This is a genomic window from Telluria sp. B2 (assembly GCF_051789535.1).
In the GTDB taxonomy this organism is placed as follows: Bacteria; Pseudomonadota; Gammaproteobacteria; order Burkholderiales; family Burkholderiaceae_D; genus Telluria.
In genome coordinates, this window is the sequence record NZ_CP196525.1 from 620,923 (window position 1) to 638,914 (window position 17,992).

A 17,992-nucleotide genomic window follows, 5' to 3' on the forward strand; every position below is an offset into this window, starting at 1 on the left:
CGGGCGCCCTTGACCAGAACCATGGATGTTTTTTGACCTGAATGAGTGCTTCCCAGATTATGCGTACTACCCGTTTGCATCACCTTAAGCTCGCAGCGGCGCTGCTGTGTGCGCTCACGGCCGGCGCCGCGTTCGGCCAGGCCACCCCGGCAAGCTCCACGCCAGCGGCCGGCACCGCCCCTGCCAATCCGGGCAGCGGCTTCCTGCCGCCCGCCTCGAGCAACGCCAACGTCGTCGACGCCATCCGTGTCGTCGTCAACGACGAGGTCATCACCCGTAACGAAGTGCGCAACCGCGTCGAACAGATCGTCCAGCGCCTGCGCGCCCAGAATACCCAGCTGCCGCCGCGGGAAGACCTCGAGCGCCAGGTGATCGAGTCGATGATCGTCGAGCGCGCCCAGGTGCAGCTGGCCAAGGAGATGGGCGTGCGCGTCGACGACCGCATGCTCGACGCCGCCATCGGCCGCATCGCCCAGGATCAGAAGATGTCGGTCCAGGAAATGCGCAACCAGATGGAAAAGGAAGGCATGGCCTTCGCCGCCTTCCGCGAAGAGATCCGCAACGAGATCATGATGCAGCGCCTGCGCGAGCATGAGGTCGACAGCAAGATCCAGGTCTCGGACGCCGAGGTCGACACCTATCTCGCCGCCGAAAAGGCGGCCGCCGCCGACCGCATCGAGGTCGACATCGCCCAGATCCTGGTCGGCATCCCGGCCAACGCCACGCCCGAGCAGATCGCTGCGCGCCGCGCCCGCGCCGACGAGGTGATGCGCCAGCTGCGCACCGGCGCCGACTTCGCCAAGATCGCCGCCACCTATTCCGACGCATCCGACGCCCTGAAGGGCGGCGCGATCGGCTGGCGCGAGGCCGACCGCCTGCCGCCGGTGTTCGCGAACGAACTGCGCAAGCTGAACCCGGGCCAGGTCACCCCTGTCATCAGGAGCAGTACCGGCTTCCACATCCTGAAGCTGAACGACAAGCGCAGCCTGGCGAAAAACACGCCGGAGCAGACCGTCATCGAGCAGACCCACGCGCGCCACATCCTCATGAAGCCGACGCCGGCCATGTCGGTCGACGAGGTCAAGCGCCGCCTGGAAGAGATGAGGGCCAAGATCGAGAGCAAGACCGCTACCTTCGAGGACCTGGCGCGCCAGAACTCGCAGGACAACAGCTCGGCCGTCAAGGGCGGCGACCTGGGCTGGCTGTATCCGGGCGACGTGATGCCGGAATTCGAGACCGCGATGGCGACCCTGAAGCCGGGCGAGGTATCGGGCGTGGTGCAGACGCCATTTGGCTTCCACCTGATCCAGGTGCTGGAGCGCAAGAGCGAAGACGTCACCCTGCAGAAGGAGCGCAACCGTGCGCGTGCCATCATCCGCGAGCGCAAGCTGGTCGAGGCCTTCGAGGACTGGGCGCGCCAGGTGCGCGACCGCGCCTACGTCGAATACCGCGAGGAGCAGTAAGGCCGTGGCCGCGCCACAGGCAGTGCGCCCGACCCTGGCGCTCACGGTCGGTGAGCCGGCCGGCATCGGCCCCGAGATCTCGATCCGCGCGGCCTGGGCGCTGCGCGAGGTCGCCAACTGCGTCCTGGTCGGCGACGCGGCCTTCCTGGCGCTCACCGCCAGCCTGGTCGATCCAAGCATCCGGCTGTCCGCCCTGTCGGTCCAGGCGCTGAAGAATGGCGGCCTGCCGCATTTCGGCAGGGACCGCATCGCGGTGGTCGACGTGCCGCTCGCCGCTCACGTCGTGCCCGGCACGCTCGACCCGGAAAACGGGCGCGCGGTGCTGGCCACGCTCGACCTGGCGGTCGCGGGCGTGCAGGCCGGCTGGTTCGACGCCATCGTCACCGCGCCATTGCAAAAGAGCACCATCAACCAGGCCGGGGTCGCGTTTTCCGGCCATACCGAATACCTCGCCGAGAAGACCGGCACGCCCCGGGTGGTCATGATGCTGGCCGGCCAGCCAAGCGGTGGCCAGCCCTACCTGCGGGTGGCGCTGGCGACCACCCACCTGCCGCTCAGGGATGTGCCCGGAGCGATCACGCAGGAAGGCCTGGGCCAGGTGCTCGACATCCTCTACCATGACCTGCGCGCGAAGTTCGGCATCGCCGCGCCGCGCATCCTGGTCACCGGCCTGAACCCGCACGCGGGCGAGAACGGCTACCTGGGACGCGAGGAAATCGAGGTCATCGAGCCGGCCCTGGCGGCAGCGCGCGCACGCGGCATCGACGCGCGTGGCCCTTACCCGGCCGATACCCTGTTCCAGCCGAAGTACCTGCAGGATGCCGACTGCGTGCTGGCGATGTACCACGACCAGGGCCTGCCGGTCCTCAAGCACGCCACCTTCGGGCGCGGCATCAATGTCACGCTCGGCCTGCCGTTGATCCGCACCTCGGTCGACCACGGCACCGCGCTCGACCTGGCGGCGCAGGGCCTCGGCCACGCCGACTGCGGCAGCATGGAAGAGGCGATCCGCGCCGCCATGCACATGGTAACGGCCAGCAAGGGCGTCAACGGCGCCAACCCCATCTAACGAAAGCACCAATGAAACACGTAGCACGCAAGCGCTTCGGCCAGAACTTCCTGACCGACGACCATGTCCTGAACAACATCATCGATGCGATCGGTCCGCGCCGCGGCCAGGCGATGGTCGAGATCGGCCCGGGCCTGGCGGCGATGACGGCGCTGCTGTTGAAGGGGCTGGACCACATGCACGTGGTTGAACTCGACCGCGACCTGGTGGCGCGCCTCGAAAAAGCCTATCCGCGTGAAAAACTCACGGTCCATTCCGGCGACGCCCTGAAGTTCGACTTCGCTTCGATTCCTGTGCCGGAAGGGCAGAAGCTGCGCGTGGTTGGCAACCTGCCATATAACATCTCGAGCCCGCTGCTGTTCCACCTGGCCGAATTCGCCCACCTGGTCGAGGACCAGCACTTCATGCTGCAGAAGGAAGTGGTCGAGCGCATGGTGGCCGAGCCCGGCACCAAGGCCTACAGCCGCCTGTCGGTGATGCTGCAGTGGCGCTACGACATGGCGATGCTGTTCATCGTGCCGCCCACCGCCTTCGATCCGCCGCCGCAGGTCGATTCGGCGATCGTGCGCATGGTGCCGACGCGCAGGAAACTCCCGGCCGACGGCCCGACCCTGGAAGCGGTGGTGCAGAAAGCCTTCTCCCAGCGCCGCAAGGTGATCCGCAACTGCGTGGCCGGCATGTTCACCGAACAGCAGCTCATCGATGCCGGCATCGATCCGGGCGCCCGTCCGGAAGCGGTCGGCCTCGAGCAGTACGTGGCGCTGGCCAACATCCTGAAACCCGTCTGATTCACCCCGGCGGCCGCCTGTGCCGCCGCCTTTGCCGTTCCCCCGGGCCGCCAGCCGCGCGGCCCCTCATCCCGCCCCGCATCTCCCTTCATCAGTCCGCTTGCGGCACCGCACAAACGCGGTATGTCGCCGCCAGGCGCGCTTCGGCGCCCACTTATTGCAGTTCGTCGCAGGCCGATGGAAGGGGGGAAGGGGGCTTGCTAAAGTACTCCCATCGAAAGCCGCAACGCAGTACGAAACGGCCCACCACTCAACCGAAGGGAGTATCAAAATGAACGTCCTCAAGCACATGGAAGCCATCTTCGTCGTCGCCGCTCTGCTCGTCGGTGTCAGCACCTACGCCAGCGCCGAGAGCTACAAGGCCGAGGTTCGCGCCGCATCGATGGTGACGGTGGGCACGGAGAAAATGGCGGTCGTGAAGGTCGTCGGCAAGCGCCTGGCCCCGGTCACCAAGCTCGGCTGAGCCGCGGCAAAAAAAAAGCCCACCGTTGCGGGTGGGCTTAAATCCAATTCTTTTCTGAGGAGAGTTGGAGGAGACAGGTAGGATTATGCTGCGCTACAACATATAAAGCCAATTTTCTTTTGGAATGATCGTCATAAGCGCAGCATATGTCTCCATCAGGTCGGATTGGCGGCGCAGTTGATTTCGATGTTGGTCACGTTGTTGTCGCCCATGGTGCCGGTACCGTTGCTGACGGTGCAGCTCACCTTGTCGGCGCTCAGGACCGTGACGCCATAGGTCTGGCCCCAGGTGACCGGCGTGCTGAAGACGAAGTTGACGTCGCCAGCGGTTTCCGGAGCGGAAATCGTGACAGAGCCGCCGGTGCTGCCGTTGATCAGCGTGACGCTGCCGACCGTCAGGCCCTTGACGACGCCGCCGATGCTCGGTGCGACCAGCGAGCAGCTGTAGTCGGCGCGGATTTCCGACAGGCGCCCGGCCGTGTCGTTGGTGCGGCCCGAGGCCACGCAGGTCTGGTGCTCCGGCATCTGGTAGATCGGGCTGTCGTCGGCATTCTTGCCGATCTGCTTCGGCAGCACGTTATAGACTTCGCCGTACTCGAGCTGCTGCGGGAAGGAATAGGACACGTCGGGGATCTGGCCGTTGACCAGCGGCTTGCCCTCGACGGTCGTTTCCATGCCGTTGGTGGTCAGGACCAGCTTGGTGCCCGGCTGCAGGCCGCTGACGACGCCGCCGATGGTGTAGTTCGAGGAACCGCCGCAGGAGGCGAGCGTCGCCACCAGGGCCAGTGCCGCGGCCGGGCGGATCAGTTTCGTTTTCTTCAAGGTGTTCTCCAGGGTACGTCGGCTCAAGGCGTGGTCGGGGTGCAGTTCACCTGCACGTTACCGATATCGGTCTTGAGCATGGTGCCCGTGCCGTTGGTAATGGTGCAGTTGCGCTCGTCCGGCTGCTTCAGGACAGTGATGCCGTAGGGCGAGTCCTCGGGAACGTCGGCCATGGCGAAGGTGGTGGCGCCGGCCGGCACTTCGACGCGATTGTTGCCGTTGACCAGCACCAGCCCCGACTTGTCGTCCAGCCCGGTGATGTTGCCCGTCAGCTTGTGGGTGTTGATCGTGCAGACCACCACGATGGTGTTGATGTTGAACGTGGCCTTGCCCTTGCCTTTGGTAACCGTGCATGCTTCTTTGCCGGCGATGTTGTCAGGCACGGAGTCGACCACGACGTTGTAGTCGGAATCGGCCTCGACGAGGTCCGGGAAGAAGAAGCTGCCTGGCTGGGTGAGCGTCACCGTGGCGCCATTGCTTTCATTCTTCAGCACCAGGTTGCCCTTGTTGATGCCGTAAACATTACCGCCCAAATAGAACTCGCCGTCGCCGCCGCCGCAGGCGGACAGGCTCAGCGCGCATGCCAGCGCGATGCCGGCACGCAGGGGGGAACGAATCATAATTTCTCCAAATAAAAGGGAACTGGACAAGACGCGCTACGGCGTCCGTGCCGCGTCGACGCTAAGAGCGCCTGAGAAAATTCCTATGGCAAGGGATGCGGCCGTCCGACGCGTCGTCGAAGACAGTACGAGCATACGGCGATACGATGCAACGCCGCCATGGGTTTTTGTCAGGTGCGTCAAGTTTGCCCATCATTTTAGAGCATTTGACAAGGCCCAGGCTCATCGCCGTTTGTATCACGGTGTAACGGCAGCGCTGCATGCCGGCGTGCGTTTGCATTTCGCCGCTGGCCTCGCTATGCTTGGCTCGCCCTCTCACCCATGCGACCCAGATGACGACCACGCCCCGCCGCCCCTGGCCCCGAGCCGTCCTGTTCGATCTCGACGACACGCTGTGGCCGATCGCCCCCGTGATCCTGCAGGCCGAACAGACCCTGTTCGCCTGGCTTGCCGACCACGCGCCGCGTGTGGCGGAACGCTTCACCATCGACAGCCTGCGCCAGGCCCGCCTGGAGCTGCTGGCCCAGCGCCCCGAATTCCAGCTCGACCTTGGTGCGCTGCGCCGCGCCGGGCTGGAGGCCGCCTTCGCGCAGGCCGGCGAAGATCTTTCCAAGGTGGAGCTGGCGATGGTCGAATTCTTCGCCGCGCGCAATGCCGTGATTCCCTACGACGACGTGCTGCCGGGCCTGTTGCGCCTGAAAGGCAAGGTGCTGATCGGTTCGATCACGAATGGCAATGCCGACCTGCAGACGATCGGCCTGGCCCACCATTTCAAGGCCTCGGTGGCGGCGCCGCAGTTCGGCCGCGCCAAGCCCGATCCGGCGATCTTCCATGCGGGCTGCGATGCCCTGGGCGTGGCGCCGCAGGAAGCCGTCTACGTCGGCGACGACCTGATCCTCGACGTGCAGGGCGCCCAGCGCGCCGGGATGCGCGCCGTCTGGATGAACCGCACCGCCAGCCGGCGCCACCTGGAAGTGGGTGTGCAGCCCGACGCCATCGTTGCCGATTTCGACGAACTGCTGGCCTGGCTCAGGCAAGAGCACGGCTGACTGCACAGCCTTCAGCCGAAGGTGCATAATAGGAGCGGAACCATTTTCCGCTTCTCCCCATGCAACTTGATACCCGTGCCCAAACCCTGCTGAAAGCCCTGGTCGAGCGCTACATCGCCGATGGCCAGCCGGTCGGGTCGCGCGCGCTGTCGAAGATTTCGGGCCTGGACCTGTCGCCGGCCACGATCCGCAACATCATGGCCGACCTCGAGGAAATGGGTTACGTCGCCAGTCCCCACACCTCGGCCGGCCGCGTGCCCACGCCGCGCGGCTACCGCCTGTTCGTCGATACCCTGCTCACCGTGCAGCACCTCGACGAGCAGGGCGTCGACGCCGAGCGCATGCGCCTGGCCGCCCAGCAGCCGCAGAAGATCATCGCCAACGCGGCGCAGATGCTGTCCTCGCTCACCCAGTTCGCCGGCGTGGTGCAAAGCCCGCGGCGCGAATCGGTATTCCAGCAGATCGAATTCCTGCGCCTGTCCGAGCGCCGCATCCTGCTCGTCATCGTCGACCCGCGCGGGGACGTGCAGAATCGCCTGCTGCTCACCGAGGTCGACTACACGCCGGCCCAGCTGGTGCAGTCGGCCAACTACCTGAACCAGAACTACGCCGGCCTGACTTTCGACGAGGTGCGCGCGCGCCTGACCGGCGAGCTGCGCCAGCTGCGCGAGGACATCGGCGGCCTGATGCAGGTTGCGGTGGAGGCCGGCAGCGAAGCGATGTCCGAAGGCGAAGACATGGTCATTGCCGGCGAGCGCAATCTGCTGTCGGTGTCGGACCTGTCGTCGAACATGAGTTCGCTGCGCCAGCTGTTCGAGATGTTCGAGCAGAAGACCGGACTGATGCAATTGCTCGACGTCTCCAGCCGCGCCGGCGGCGTGCAGATCTTCATCGGCGGCGAATCGAACCTGGTGCCGATGGACGAAATGAGCGTCGTCACCGCACCTTACGAAGTGAACGGCAAGATCGTCGGCACCCTGGGCGTGATCGGCCCCACACGCATGGCCTACGAGCGCGTGATCCCGATCGTCGACATCACGGCCAAGCTGCTGTCGAATGCGCTGAGCCATTCCTGACGGGGTGGCGGACCTTCTGCCGATGCGCTTGCATCGATATCCGTAGGGCGGGCGCCCCGTGCCCACGCGTAAACGATGAGCAGACGCAGCGCTTTATGAACGCCAACGCGACGCAGACTTCACGCGTGGGCACAGGGCGCCCACCCTACAGGTAACAACAAAAAACGGCGCCGCGGCGCCGTTCTTCATTGCAGCGGAAAATCCCGCTTCAGTTATTGCCGCGATGCGGACACGCCGTCTTGATGCAGTTGCCGTAGATTGCCAGCGCGTGCTCGGCGATCTTGAAACCGCGTTCGACGGCGATCCTGTTCTGGCGCGATTCGATCTCCTCATCGAAGAACTCTTCGACGTGGCCGCAGTCCAGACAGACGAGGTGGTCGTGGTGCGAGCCCGCGTTGAGCTCGTAGATAGCCTTGCCGGTTTCGAAGTGGTTGCGGTTCAGCAGGCCCGCCTGTTCGAACTGGGTCAGCACACGATAGACCGTCGCCAGGCCGACGTCCATGTTGTCGGCCAGGAGGATTTTGTAGACGTCTTCCGCCGTCAGGTGCCGCACTTCGCTGTTCTGGAAGATTTCCAGGATCTTGAGGCGTGGCAGGGTGGCCTTCAGGCCGCTCGCCTTCAGGTCGGTGGGTTTGTTACTCATGTTTGTTACTCGTAGATGGGCGGAGTGCTTTATGATATAGCGTTTTGGAAGCTCCCGCTAAACGTTTTGAGGTTACATATGCGCGTCACCCATGCCGTAGTTCACCGTCCCTATGCCCGGGCTGCACTCGCCGCGGGCCTCGCATGCACGCTGCTGCTGTCCGGTTGCGCATCCTGGCGCAACCAGACCAAGCCGGCCGCGCCGGCGAGCACCGACGCGGCGGCGGTGGCAGCCGATGCCGACAAGGCGGCCGCGCTGGCCAATTCGGGTGCGCAGACGACCAAGGTGACCAAGCTGCAGAAATTCCTGTGGATCTTCTCGCCCTACCGTCCGGACATCCAGCAGGGCAACTTCGTGTCGCAGGAAATGCTGAACCAGCTGAAGGTCGGCCAGACCCGCGACCAGGTCCGCTTCATCCTCGGCACGCCGATGCTGGCCGACATGTTCCATGCCGACCGCTGGGACTACCCGTTCTACCTGGCGCGCGGCAACGGCGAACTGACCACCAGCCGCGTTACCGTCTACTTCAAGGACAATGTCGTCGAACGCTTTGACGGCGGCAACCTGCCGACCGAGCGCGAGTACATCGACCGCATCGCCGGTCCGACCCAGTTCCCGTCGAAGAATGCACCGACCCGGCCGGTCGCCCCGGTGACCAACGCCGCCCCGGCCAATACCAATATCCAGTAAGACTGTCATGACGCAACTGAAAATCGCGGTCGCCGGCGCCAGCGGGCGCATGGGCCGCATGCTGATCGAGGCGATCGCCGCCTCGCCCGATACCATCCTGTCCGGCGCGCTCGACGTCGCCGGTTCGCCCTTCATCGGCACCGATGCCGGCGCCTTCTCGGGCCAGCTGACCGGTGTGATCATCCAGTCGGACCTCGACCGCGCGCTCGCGGGCGCCGACTGCCTGATCGACTTCACCCGTCCGGAAGGCACGCTCGGGCACCTGGCCTACTGCGCCGACCACGGCATCAAGATCGTGATTGGCACCACTGGCTTCGACGAAGCGGGCAAGGAGGCGATCCGCGCCGCCGCCGGGAAGATCGCGGTGGTCTTCGCTCCCAACATGAGCGTGGGCGTGAACGTCACCCTCAAGCTGCTGGAGATGGCGGCCAAGAGCTTTGCCGAAGGCTACGACATCGAGATCATCGAAGCCCACCACCGCCACAAGGTCGACGCGCCCTCCGGCACCGCCCTCAAGATGGGCGAAGTCATTGCCGACGCCCTGGGCCGCGACCTGAAGGAATGCGCCGTCTACGGCCGCGAAGGCGTGACCGGCGAACGCGATCCGTCGACCATCGGCTTTGCCACCGTGCGCGGCGGCGACATCGTCGGCGACCACACCGTGCTGTTCGCGGGCACCGGCGAGCGCATCGAGATCACGCACAAATCGAGCAGCCGCGTGACCTACGCCCACGGCGCGCTGCGCGGCGCCCGCTTCATTGCCGACAAGGCGAACGGCCTGTACGACATGCAGGACGTGCTGGGCCTGAAGGACTGACATGGCCAGCGTTCAATTGAACGGCGCCGCCATCGTCGACGAGGCGGCCTTCCACGCCGAGAGCCGCCGTGCTTTCGGCTTCCCGGATACCTACGCCAACACCATCGACGCCTGGGTCGACTGCCTCAGTTACCTGCGCGACGACGAGAACATGACCAAATTCCGCCTCAAGCCGAACGAGGTCCTGGAAATCGTCATCACGGACGGTGAAGCGCTGCAGCAGCGCCTGCCGGACCTGGTCGAGGAAATCGCCTACTGCGTCGGCGGCATCAACGAGCGCTACGAGGACTACGGCGAAAAGCCGGCCCTGAAGCTGGTGCTGCGCTAGAAAAGCGGCACCGCCTCGGGCCTTTTGCCGGCAAACGGCCCGGAACGTCACGCTTTTTGCTTGCAAACGGCCCGGAACCTCACCCGTAGGGTGGGCTCTCGAGCCAGTCCTTTAAAGGTGGGCTTCCCTGAAGCAATCGCAATAGCGTGGCACTATTATCTGCAGATTCCGTCCAAGTGGTACAGGAGGAATGTGCCATGTTGATGAACGAGGTGATAGCGCACTGCGCCAAGGGAAGTCCAGTCACGGTGATGACACGACTGGCGCTCCAGCATGCATTGGAGCCGGCTTGGCTCGACAAATTATTTAACGGCAAGCGCGGCAAGCAATATGAAAGGGAGTTGCTGTTCTCGACGACAGTAGACCTGATGTCGCTGGTAGCAGTTGGGTTACGTCCATCGCTGCATGCTGCTGCGCGAGAGTGCCCAGACTTAGGCGTGTCGGTGCAGGCACTGTACGACAAGATCAACCATACCGAGCCAAATCTGGTGCGTGCCCTGGTCACCGAAAGCGCAACGCGCCTGGACGCGGTGCTGGCGCCGATGATCATAGACGAGCCGCTCACAGTGCCGGGATACCGAGTACGGATCGTCGACGGCAGCCACCTGGCAGCGACCGAGAAGCGGCTCAAGCCATTGCGGGGTTTTGGCGGCGCACCTCTGCCGGGCCACTCCTTGGTCGTCTACGATCCGGACCGGAAACTGGTCATCGATATCGAGCCGTGCGAAGACGCTTATACACAGGAACGGGCGGTGATGACGTCGTTGCTCAAACGCGCCATGCCGGGCGAGCTATGGATCGCCGATCGCGCTTTTAGCACACGTGCCATCCTGGGCGAATGGAGCCGCCGCGGCTGCCATTTCATCGTGCGTGAGCACAGCAGCACGCCGAATCCAGCTACGCTCGGCGATCTGTCTTCTCAAGGGATTGTGGAAACGGGAGTCGTGTTCGAGCAGACAGTCGAGTTTGAGGGGGAAGCCGGGGAAACGATCGCGCTGCGGCGTATTGAACTGCGCCTGAACGGGGAGACCGACAGTGGAGAGAAAGTCATCCGGATCCTGACGAATCTGCCCAGCCAGGAATTCGAGGCTCCTGCAATAGCGCGTCTCTATCGGCAGCGCTGGAAAATCGAGACGCTGTTCCAACGCCTCGAATCTGTTTTGCACAGCGAAGTGAAGACGCTTGGTCATCCGCGCGCGGCCTTGCTCGCTTTCGGCATCGCCGTCATGGCCTACAACATCCTCAGCGTCATCCAGGCAGCCGTCTCGGCGGCGCATCATTTACGTGACAGCGGCATCGAGCTGTCGCCATTTTATGTCGCGCTCGAAGTGAGAAGCTGCTATGCAGGCATGATGCTGGCGACAACGGCAGACGCCTGGGCGCCTTACGATGCCATCGACGCCCCGCAGCTAAGCTGCCTCCTGCTGGAAATCGCCGTCCATGCACGGCTCAAGGCGCTGCGCAAGAACCCCAGTGCCCCCAAAAAACCGAAGGAGAAAACTACTGTGTCAGCTGCAGAAAAGCGCCGTCACGTATCGACGGCGCGTGTGCTCAAGGCAGGGTCCGTCAGCTGACACCTTTAAAGGACTGGCTCTCGAGCCCACGCGGATCGCGCCCACCAATAACAGGGCAGCCGCAGCTCCACATGCTACCGCATCCCCGACGAGGTAGCGCAACAACGCACACGACCATGACCGCCGACGACCTCCTGCGCATCTCCCGCTACGTCATGCCGGCCGTGCCGGCGCAGCCATCTAGCCTCGGCTTCCTGTTCGGCACCCGCCACGGCGTCGAGGAGTTCTGCCAGGAGACCTGCGCCCTCTGGCAAGCCGGCATGTTCCGCAAGCTGCTGGTCTCGGGCGGCGCCACCGCCGGCAATCCCCAGCCTGAAGCGCTCGCGATCGCCGAACGCCTGATCCAGTTGGGCGTGCCCGAATCCATCCTCATCCTCGAAACCGAAACCACCAACACCGGCGAAAACGTCATCCTTGGCCGCCGCCGCGTGGCCGACGCCATGGACGTGAACCAGGTCGACAGCGTGCTCGCGATCGGCAAGGTCTGCGCGATGCGGCGCTACCTGATGACCCTGGCGCGCCACTGGCCGGAAGTGACGGTGTCGGCCTGCGCGGTCAATTATTTCGGCCTGCCGGTCGAGCGCTGGCACGAGCACGAGGAATTCCGCGCTCGCGTGCTGGCCGAATTCGGCAAGATCCCGGACTACCTGGAGCGGGGTTTTCTTCGCGAACTCGACGGACATGCGCCTTGCCCGGTGCTTGGCGCCAGAGACTGAGGCGGCCGACTCACGCCAATTTCGTCGCGGTTCGTATTTCTTGTACACGCCGGGGACGACACATCGCCGCCTCTGACTACCGGCGAAGTGCGCAAAGCGTGGGCACGGAGTGCCCACCCTACGTGGCCGCCCATCGCTCCCGTCCCGCTTCGCCGCAGTGCAAGATGAACCAGTATAATGTCCCGTTCCACCTCCAAATTTCGTCCGCAGAACATCATGCAAGATAAATATAGTCCAGCCGAAGTTGAACAGGCCGCCCAGGCATACTGGAAGTCGATCGACGCCTATAAAGCCGTCGAGAACGACCCACGTTTCCCGAAGGGCAAGTACTACGCCTGCTCGATGCTGCCTTACCCGTCCGGCAAGCTGCACATGGGCCATGTGCGCAACTATACGATCAACGACGTGATGTACCGCTACCTGCGGATGAACGGCTACAACGTACTGATGCCGATGGGCTGGGACGCCTTCGGCATGCCCGCCGAGAACGCGGCGATGGCGAACAACGTGCCGCCGGCCGAATGGACCTATTCGAACATCGCCCACATGCGCGGCCAGATGGAGTCGATGGGCCTCGCCATCGACTGGTCGCGCGAGATGACCGCCTGCAAGCCGGAATACTACAAGTGGAACCAGTGGATGTTCCTGAAGATGCTCGAGAAGGGCATCATCTACCAGAAGACCGGCACCGTGAACTGGGACCCGGTCGACCAGACCGTGCTGGCCAACGAGCAGGTCGTGGATGGCCGCGGCTGGCGTTCGGGCGCGCTGATCGAAAAGCGCGAGATCCCGATGTACTACGTGCGCATCACCGAGTATGCCGACGAGCTGCTGGACTTCGTCGACAACAAACTGCCGGGCTGGCCCGAGCGCGTGCGCATCATGCAGTCGAACTGGATCGGCAAGTCGACCGGCGTGCGCTTCGCCTTCCCGCACGTAGTCATGGACGACGCGGGCGAACTGATCAACGACGGCAAGCTCTACGTCTTCACCACCCGCGCCGACACCATCATGGGCGTGACCTTCTGCGCCGTGGCGCCGGAACACGCGCTGGCCCAGCACGCGGCCAAGAACAATCCTGAACTCGCCGAGTTCATCGCCGAGTGCAAGAAGGGCTCGGTCATCGAAGCCGACATGGCGACGATGGAGAAGAAGGGCATGCCGACCGGCCTGACCGTGACGCACCCGGTGTCGGGCGAGCAGATCCCGGTCTGGGTCGGCAACTATGTCCTGATCACCTATGGCGACGGCGCCGTGATGGGCGTGCCTGGGCATGATGAACGCGATTTCCAATTCGCGAAGAAGTACGACCTGCCGATCAAGCAGGTGGTCGACGTGCCGGGCCAGGAATTCTCGCTCGAGGCCTGGCAGGAGTGGTACGGCGACAAGGAAAACGGCAAGGTTATCAATTCGGGCAAGTACGACGGGCTGGACTACATCGCCGCGGTGAATGCCGTCTCGGGCGACCTGGCCGCGCAAGGCCTGGGCGACAAGAAGGTCACCTTCCGCCTGCGCGACTGGGGCATCTCGCGCCAGCGCTACTGGGGCACCCCGATCCCGATGATCCACTGCGGCGACTGCGGCGCGGTGCCGGTGCCGGAAGCCGACCTGCCGGTCGTGCTGCCCGAGCACCTGGTCCCGGACGGCACCGGCAACCCGCTGAACAAGGACGAAACGTTCCTGGCCTGCTCCTGCCCGAAGTGCGGTAAACCAGCGCGCCGCGAGACCGACACCATGGACACCTTCATCGACTCGTCCTGGTACTACATGCGCTACACCTCGCCGGGCTCGAACGACAGGATGGTCGACGAGCGCAACGACTACTGGATGCCGATGGACCAGTACATCGGCGGCATCGAGCACGCTGTCATGCACCTGCTGTACGCGCGCTTCTGGACGAAAGTCATGCGCGACTTCGGCCTGGTCAAGTTCGACGAACCCTTCGTCAACCTGCTCACGCAAGGCATGGTCCTGAACGAGACCTACTACCGCGAGGACGAAGCGGGCAAGAAGACCTGGTTCAATCCGGCCGACGTGGAACTCGTCTTCGACGACAAGGGCCGTCCGCAGAGCGCGACCCTGAAGGTCGACGGCCAGCCGGTCCACATCGGCGGCACCGAGAAGATGTCGAAGTCGAAGAACAACGGCATCGACCCGCAGGCCCAGATCGAGCAGTACGGCGCCGACACCGCGCGCCTGTTCACCATGTTCGCCTCGCCGCCGGAACAGACCCTGGAGTGGTCGGACAGCGGCGTCGAGGGCGCGAGCCGCTTCCTGCGCCGCGTGTGGGCCTATGGCTACGCGCAGTCGGGCCGCATCGCCGCCGCGCTGGCCAACCAGGACGGCGCCGCGACCCTGGACGAAGCACACAAGACCCTGCGCCGCGAAGTACATAAACTGCTGCAGCAGGCCGACTACGACCTGAAGCGCATCCAGTACAACACGGTTGTCTCGGCCTGCATGAAGATGCTCAACACGCTGGAATCGAGCAAGCTGGCCGAAGGCGCGGCGGGCGACGCGGTCATCGCCGAAGGCCTGTCGATCTTCCTGCGCATGCTCAACCCGGTGGCGCCGCACATCACCCACGTGCTGTGGCAGGAACTCGGCTATGCCAAGGCCTACGGCGACATCCTCGACGTGCAGTGGCCGCAGGTGGACCCGGCCGCGCTGGAGCAGGCCGAGATCGAGATGATGATCCAGGTGAACGGCAAGCTGCGCGGATCGGTGAAAGTGCCGAAGGAAGCCGATAAGGCGGCAATCGAGGCGGCCGCGCTGGCCTCCGAGTCGGCGCAGAAGTTCATCGAAGGCACGCCGAAGAAGATCATCGTCGTGCCCGGCAAACTCATCAACATCGTGGTGTAACCCATGCGCGCCTCTTACCCCCTCATGACGCGCTTCTTCAGCGCGCTGCTGCTGGCGACCATCCTGGCCGCCTGCGGCTTCCAGCTGCGCGGATCGAACGGCTCGTACAACTTGCCGTTCAAGAGCATCTACCTGGCCTTCGGCGAGACTTCGCCGCTGGGCAATGAGCTCAAGCGCAACCTGCGCGCGATCGATAACGTCAATGTCGTGAACAAGCCGGAAGGCGCCCAGGCGCGTTTCGAGGTGGTTTCCGAGGCGCGCAACAAGGCGATCCTGTCGCTGAACAACCTGGGCCGGGTGCGCGAGTACCTGCTCAGCTACACCCTGGTGTTCCAGGTGCGCGACGCCAGCGGCAACCTGCTGCTGGGGCCGACCGAGATCACGCTGCGCCGCAACCTGACCTTCAGCGAGGAAGCGGTGCTGGCGAAAGAGGGCGAGGAAGCGCTGCTGTACCGCGACATGCAGTCCGACCTGGTGCAGCAGATCATCCGCCGCCTGGCGGCGATCAAGGCCTGATTGGCAGAGCAGGATTGAACGATGCAATTGCGGCCTGAGGCGCTCGAAGGCCACCTGGCGAAAGGCCTGGCGCCGCTGTACGTCATCACCAGCGACGAGCACCTGCTGGCGCTGGAAGCGGCCGACAGGATCCGGCGCGCCGCGCGCGCCGCTGGGCACACCGAGCGCGACGTGCTCACCGTCGAACGCAGCTTCAAGTGGGGCGAGCTGCTGGCCGCGAACCAGGCGCTGTCCCTGTTCGGCGACAAGAAGCTGATCGAGCTGCGCATCCCGAGCGGCAAGCCCGGCAAGGACGGCAGCGCCGCCCTGCAGGCCTACGCCAAGGACCTCAGTCCCGACAATCTCACCCTGATCACGCTGCCCAAGCTCGACTGGCAGACGGCCAAGGCCTCCTGGGTCGCCACGCTGCAGCAGGCGGCGGTCTACATCGAGATCCCGAACGTCGAACGCGCCCAGCTGCCGGGCTGGATCGGCATGCGGCTTGGCGCCCAGAACCAGAGCGCCGACCGCCAGAGCCTGGACTTCATCGCGGACCGCGTGGAGGGCAACCTGCTGGCGGCGCACCAGGAGATCCAGAAGCTGGGCCTGCTGTACGAGCCGGGCAAGCTCAGTTTCGAGCAGGTGCACGACGCCGTGCTGAACGTGGCGCGCTACGACGTGTTCAAGCTCTCGGAAGCCATGCTGTCCGGGGATTGCTCCCGCCTGGCGCGCATGCTCGACGGCCTGAAAGGCGAGGGCGAGGCGCTGCCGCTGGTGCTGTGGGCTGTCGGTGAAGAAATCCGCACGCTGCTAAAATTGAAGTCGGGGATGGCGCAGGGACGCCCGCTCGGCGCGCTCATGAAGGAATACCGGATCTGGGGGCCGCGCGAGCGGATGATGGAACCGGCGCTGCGGCGCGTCTCGCTGGCCACGCTGGAAGCCGCGCTGCAGGATGCGGCGCAGGTCGACAGGATGGTCAAGGGCCTGCGCGCGAAGCAGTTCGCGGGGGATGCGTGGGATGCGATGCTGCAGCTGGCGTTGAAGGTGGCGCGGTAAATCGTTCGTCGCGCGTTGGCGGTGATATTACGTAGGGTGGGCGCCCCCGTGCCCACGCGTGAACGATGAGCAGACGCGACGCCCGATAAGCGTCAACACGGCGCATGCTTTACGCGTGGGCACGGGGCGCCCACCCTACGATCCTGCCTCATCCCCTACTGTTTGAACGCAACTGGAACCAACACGATGGACATCACCGACTACATGCACACGCTGGGCCGCAATGCCCGGGCCGCGTCGCGGGCGATGGCGCGCGCCGATGGCGCGACGCGCAATCGCGCGCTGCTCCTGATCGCCGACGCCATCGAACGCGATGCCGCCGAACTCTCGGCCGCCAACGGACGCGACCTCGAGGCAGCGCGCGCCGCCGGCCTGGCGCCGGCGCTGCTCGACCGCCTGGCCTTGTCGCCCGCCGCGATCGTCACCATGGTCGACGGCCTGCGCCAGATCGCGACCCTGCCGGACCCGATCGGCGAAATCTCGAACATGAAATCGCGCCCGAGCGGCATCCAGGTCGGCCAGATGCGCGTGCCGCTGGGCGTGATCGGCATCATCTACGAGGCTCGTCCGAACGTGACGGTGGACGCCGCCGGCCTGTGCATCAAGAGCGGCAACGCGGCCATCCTGCGCGGCGGCTCGGAAGCGATCCACTGCAACCGCGCGCTGGCCAGGCTCGTCACCGAAGGCCTGACCAAGGCCGGGCTGCCGGTCGACGCCGTGCAGGTGGTGGACACGACCGACCGCGCCGCCGTCGGGACGCTCATCACGATGCCGCAATACGTCGACGTGATCGTGCCGCGCGGCGGCAAGGGCCTGATCGCGCGGCTGATCGAGGAAGCCACGGTCCCGATGATCAAGCACCTGGACGGCATCTGCCACGTCTACATCGACGGCAAGGCCGACATCGAGAAAGCATTGCGGATCGCCTTCAACGCCAAGTGCCACCGCTACGGCACCTGCAACACCATGGAGACGCTGCTGGTCGCGCGTTCGATCGCGCCGGCCGTGCTGCCGCAACTGGCGGCGCTCTACCAGGAAAAGCAGGTCGAGCTGCGCGCCGACGAGGAAGCGCGCGCGATCCTGGCCGGCTACCCGCACCTGGCGCAAGCAACGGACGAAGACTGGAGCACCGAATACCTGGCGCCCATCCTGGCCGTGAAGGTCGTGGCAGGCATCGACGAGGCCATGGACCACATCGAGCGCTATTCGTCGAAGCACACCGAGGCCATCGTCACCGAGGACTACAGCGCCGCGCTGCGCTTCCTGCGCGAGGTCGACTCGGCCTCGGTGATGGTGAACGCCTCGACGCGCTTTGCCGACGGTTTCGAATATGGCCTGGGCGCCGAGATCGGCATCTCGAACGACAAGCTGCATGCGCGCGGCCCGGTCGGACTCGAGGGGTTGACCTCGCTGAAATACGTGGTCTTCGGCCACGGCGAAGTGCGTACCTGATAACAAAGCT

At 64.8% G+C, this 17,992-nt stretch carries 18 protein-coding genes; 15 read left to right on the forward strand and 3 right to left on the reverse strand.

Annotated features, from left to right (window positions below; genetic code table 11):
• Positions 1-59 precede the first annotated feature (59 nt).
• From ACSUZJ_RS02780 to ACSUZJ_RS02795, 4 genes are all read left to right on the forward strand, one after another.
• The gene (locus ACSUZJ_RS02780) at positions 60-1,463 is read left to right on the forward strand and encodes a peptidylprolyl isomerase (protein ID WP_499413102.1); all 1,404 of its coding nucleotides are present in this window, start codon (positions 60-62) and stop codon (positions 1,461-1,463) included.
• Between the two features lie 4 nt (positions 1,464-1,467).
• The gene (pdxA, locus tag ACSUZJ_RS02785; RefSeq protein ID WP_499413104.1) at positions 1,468-2,532 is read left to right on the forward strand and encodes a 4-hydroxythreonine-4-phosphate dehydrogenase PdxA; all 1,065 of its coding nucleotides are present in this window, start codon (positions 1,468-1,470) and stop codon (positions 2,530-2,532) included.
• Positions 2,533-2,543: 11 nt separating this feature from the next.
• On the forward strand, positions 2,544-3,320 hold the full coding sequence (rsmA, locus tag ACSUZJ_RS02790) for a 16S rRNA (adenine(1518)-N(6)/adenine(1519)-N(6))-dimethyltransferase RsmA (protein ID WP_499413106.1): 777 nt from the start codon (positions 2,544-2,546) through the stop codon (positions 3,318-3,320).
• A gap of 271 nt (positions 3,321-3,591) precedes the next feature.
• Positions 3,592-3,783 carry a hypothetical protein gene (locus tag ACSUZJ_RS02795; protein ID WP_499413108.1) on the forward strand — a complete coding sequence of 64 codons (192 nt, stop codon included), beginning with the start codon at positions 3,592-3,594 and terminating at the stop codon, positions 3,781-3,783.
• Positions 3,784-3,938: 155 nt separating this feature from the next.
• Here ACSUZJ_RS02795 and ACSUZJ_RS02800 read toward each other — a convergent pair whose 3' ends face one another.
• Positions 3,939-4,604, reverse strand: coding sequence for a hypothetical protein (locus ACSUZJ_RS02800; protein ID WP_499413110.1), 666 nt, complete (start codon positions 4,602-4,604; stop codon positions 3,939-3,941).
• A gap of 23 nt (positions 4,605-4,627) precedes the next feature.
• Positions 4,628-5,224: a hypothetical protein gene (locus tag ACSUZJ_RS02805; RefSeq protein WP_499413112.1), complete on the reverse strand. Its 597-nt coding sequence runs from the start codon at positions 5,222-5,224 to the stop codon at positions 4,628-4,630.
• Positions 5,225-5,556: 332 nt separating this feature from the next.
• Between ACSUZJ_RS02805 and ACSUZJ_RS02810 the strand changes: the two genes are divergently transcribed.
• A complete protein-coding gene (locus ACSUZJ_RS02810) occupies positions 5,557-6,273 on the forward strand; it encodes an HAD family hydrolase (protein WP_499413114.1) in 717 nt (238 codons plus the stop codon).
• Between the two features lie 59 nt (positions 6,274-6,332).
• A complete protein-coding gene (hrcA, locus tag ACSUZJ_RS02815) occupies positions 6,333-7,349 on the forward strand; it encodes a heat-inducible transcriptional repressor HrcA (protein ID WP_499413116.1) in 1,017 nt (338 codons plus the stop codon).
• 208 nt (positions 7,350-7,557) lie between these two features.
• Here hrcA and fur read toward each other — a convergent pair whose 3' ends face one another.
• The gene (gene fur, locus ACSUZJ_RS02820; protein WP_499413118.1) at positions 7,558-7,992 is read right to left on the reverse strand and encodes a ferric iron uptake transcriptional regulator; all 435 of its coding nucleotides are present in this window, start codon (positions 7,990-7,992) and stop codon (positions 7,558-7,560) included.
• Between the two features lie 78 nt (positions 7,993-8,070).
• Between fur and ACSUZJ_RS02825 the strand changes: the two genes are divergently transcribed.
• The 9 genes from ACSUZJ_RS02825 (at position 8,071) to ACSUZJ_RS02865 (ending at position 17,982) form a co-directional block, all read left to right on the forward strand.
• Entirely contained in the window at positions 8,071-8,682 is a 612-nt protein-coding gene (locus ACSUZJ_RS02825; RefSeq protein WP_499413120.1) for an outer membrane protein assembly factor BamE, read from the forward strand.
• Between the two features lie 7 nt (positions 8,683-8,689).
• Entirely contained in the window at positions 8,690-9,499 is an 810-nt protein-coding gene (dapB, locus tag ACSUZJ_RS02830; RefSeq protein WP_499413122.1) for a 4-hydroxy-tetrahydrodipicolinate reductase, read from the forward strand.
• Position 9,500: 1 nt separating this feature from the next.
• Positions 9,501-9,827 (forward strand): barstar family protein, encoded by a 327-nt coding sequence (locus ACSUZJ_RS02835; RefSeq protein WP_499413124.1) that lies wholly within the window; start codon positions 9,501-9,503, stop codon positions 9,825-9,827.
• A 251-nt stretch (positions 9,828-10,078) separates the two neighbouring features.
• Positions 10,079-11,401, forward strand: coding sequence for an IS4 family transposase (locus ACSUZJ_RS02840; RefSeq protein WP_499416505.1), 1,323 nt, complete (start codon positions 10,079-10,081; stop codon positions 11,399-11,401).
• A gap of 116 nt (positions 11,402-11,517) precedes the next feature.
• A complete protein-coding gene (locus tag ACSUZJ_RS02845) occupies positions 11,518-12,117 on the forward strand; it encodes a YdcF family protein (protein ID WP_499413126.1) in 600 nt (199 codons plus the stop codon).
• 216 nt (positions 12,118-12,333) lie between these two features.
• Entirely contained in the window at positions 12,334-14,979 is a 2,646-nt protein-coding gene (gene leuS / locus ACSUZJ_RS02850; RefSeq protein ID WP_499413128.1) for a leucine--tRNA ligase, read from the forward strand.
• A 3-nt stretch (positions 14,980-14,982) separates the two neighbouring features.
• On the forward strand, positions 14,983-15,495 hold the full coding sequence (locus ACSUZJ_RS02855; protein ID WP_499413130.1) for an LPS-assembly lipoprotein LptE: 513 nt from the start codon (positions 14,983-14,985) through the stop codon (positions 15,493-15,495).
• A 21-nt stretch (positions 15,496-15,516) separates the two neighbouring features.
• Positions 15,517-16,530 carry a DNA polymerase III subunit delta gene (gene holA, locus ACSUZJ_RS02860; protein ID WP_499413132.1) on the forward strand — a complete coding sequence of 338 codons (1,014 nt, stop codon included), beginning with the start codon at positions 15,517-15,519 and terminating at the stop codon, positions 16,528-16,530.
• Positions 16,531-16,716: 186 nt separating this feature from the next.
• Positions 16,717-17,982 carry a glutamate-5-semialdehyde dehydrogenase gene (locus tag ACSUZJ_RS02865; protein ID WP_499413134.1) on the forward strand — a complete coding sequence of 422 codons (1,266 nt, stop codon included), beginning with the start codon at positions 16,717-16,719 and terminating at the stop codon, positions 17,980-17,982.
• Positions 17,983-17,992 lie beyond the last annotated feature (10 nt).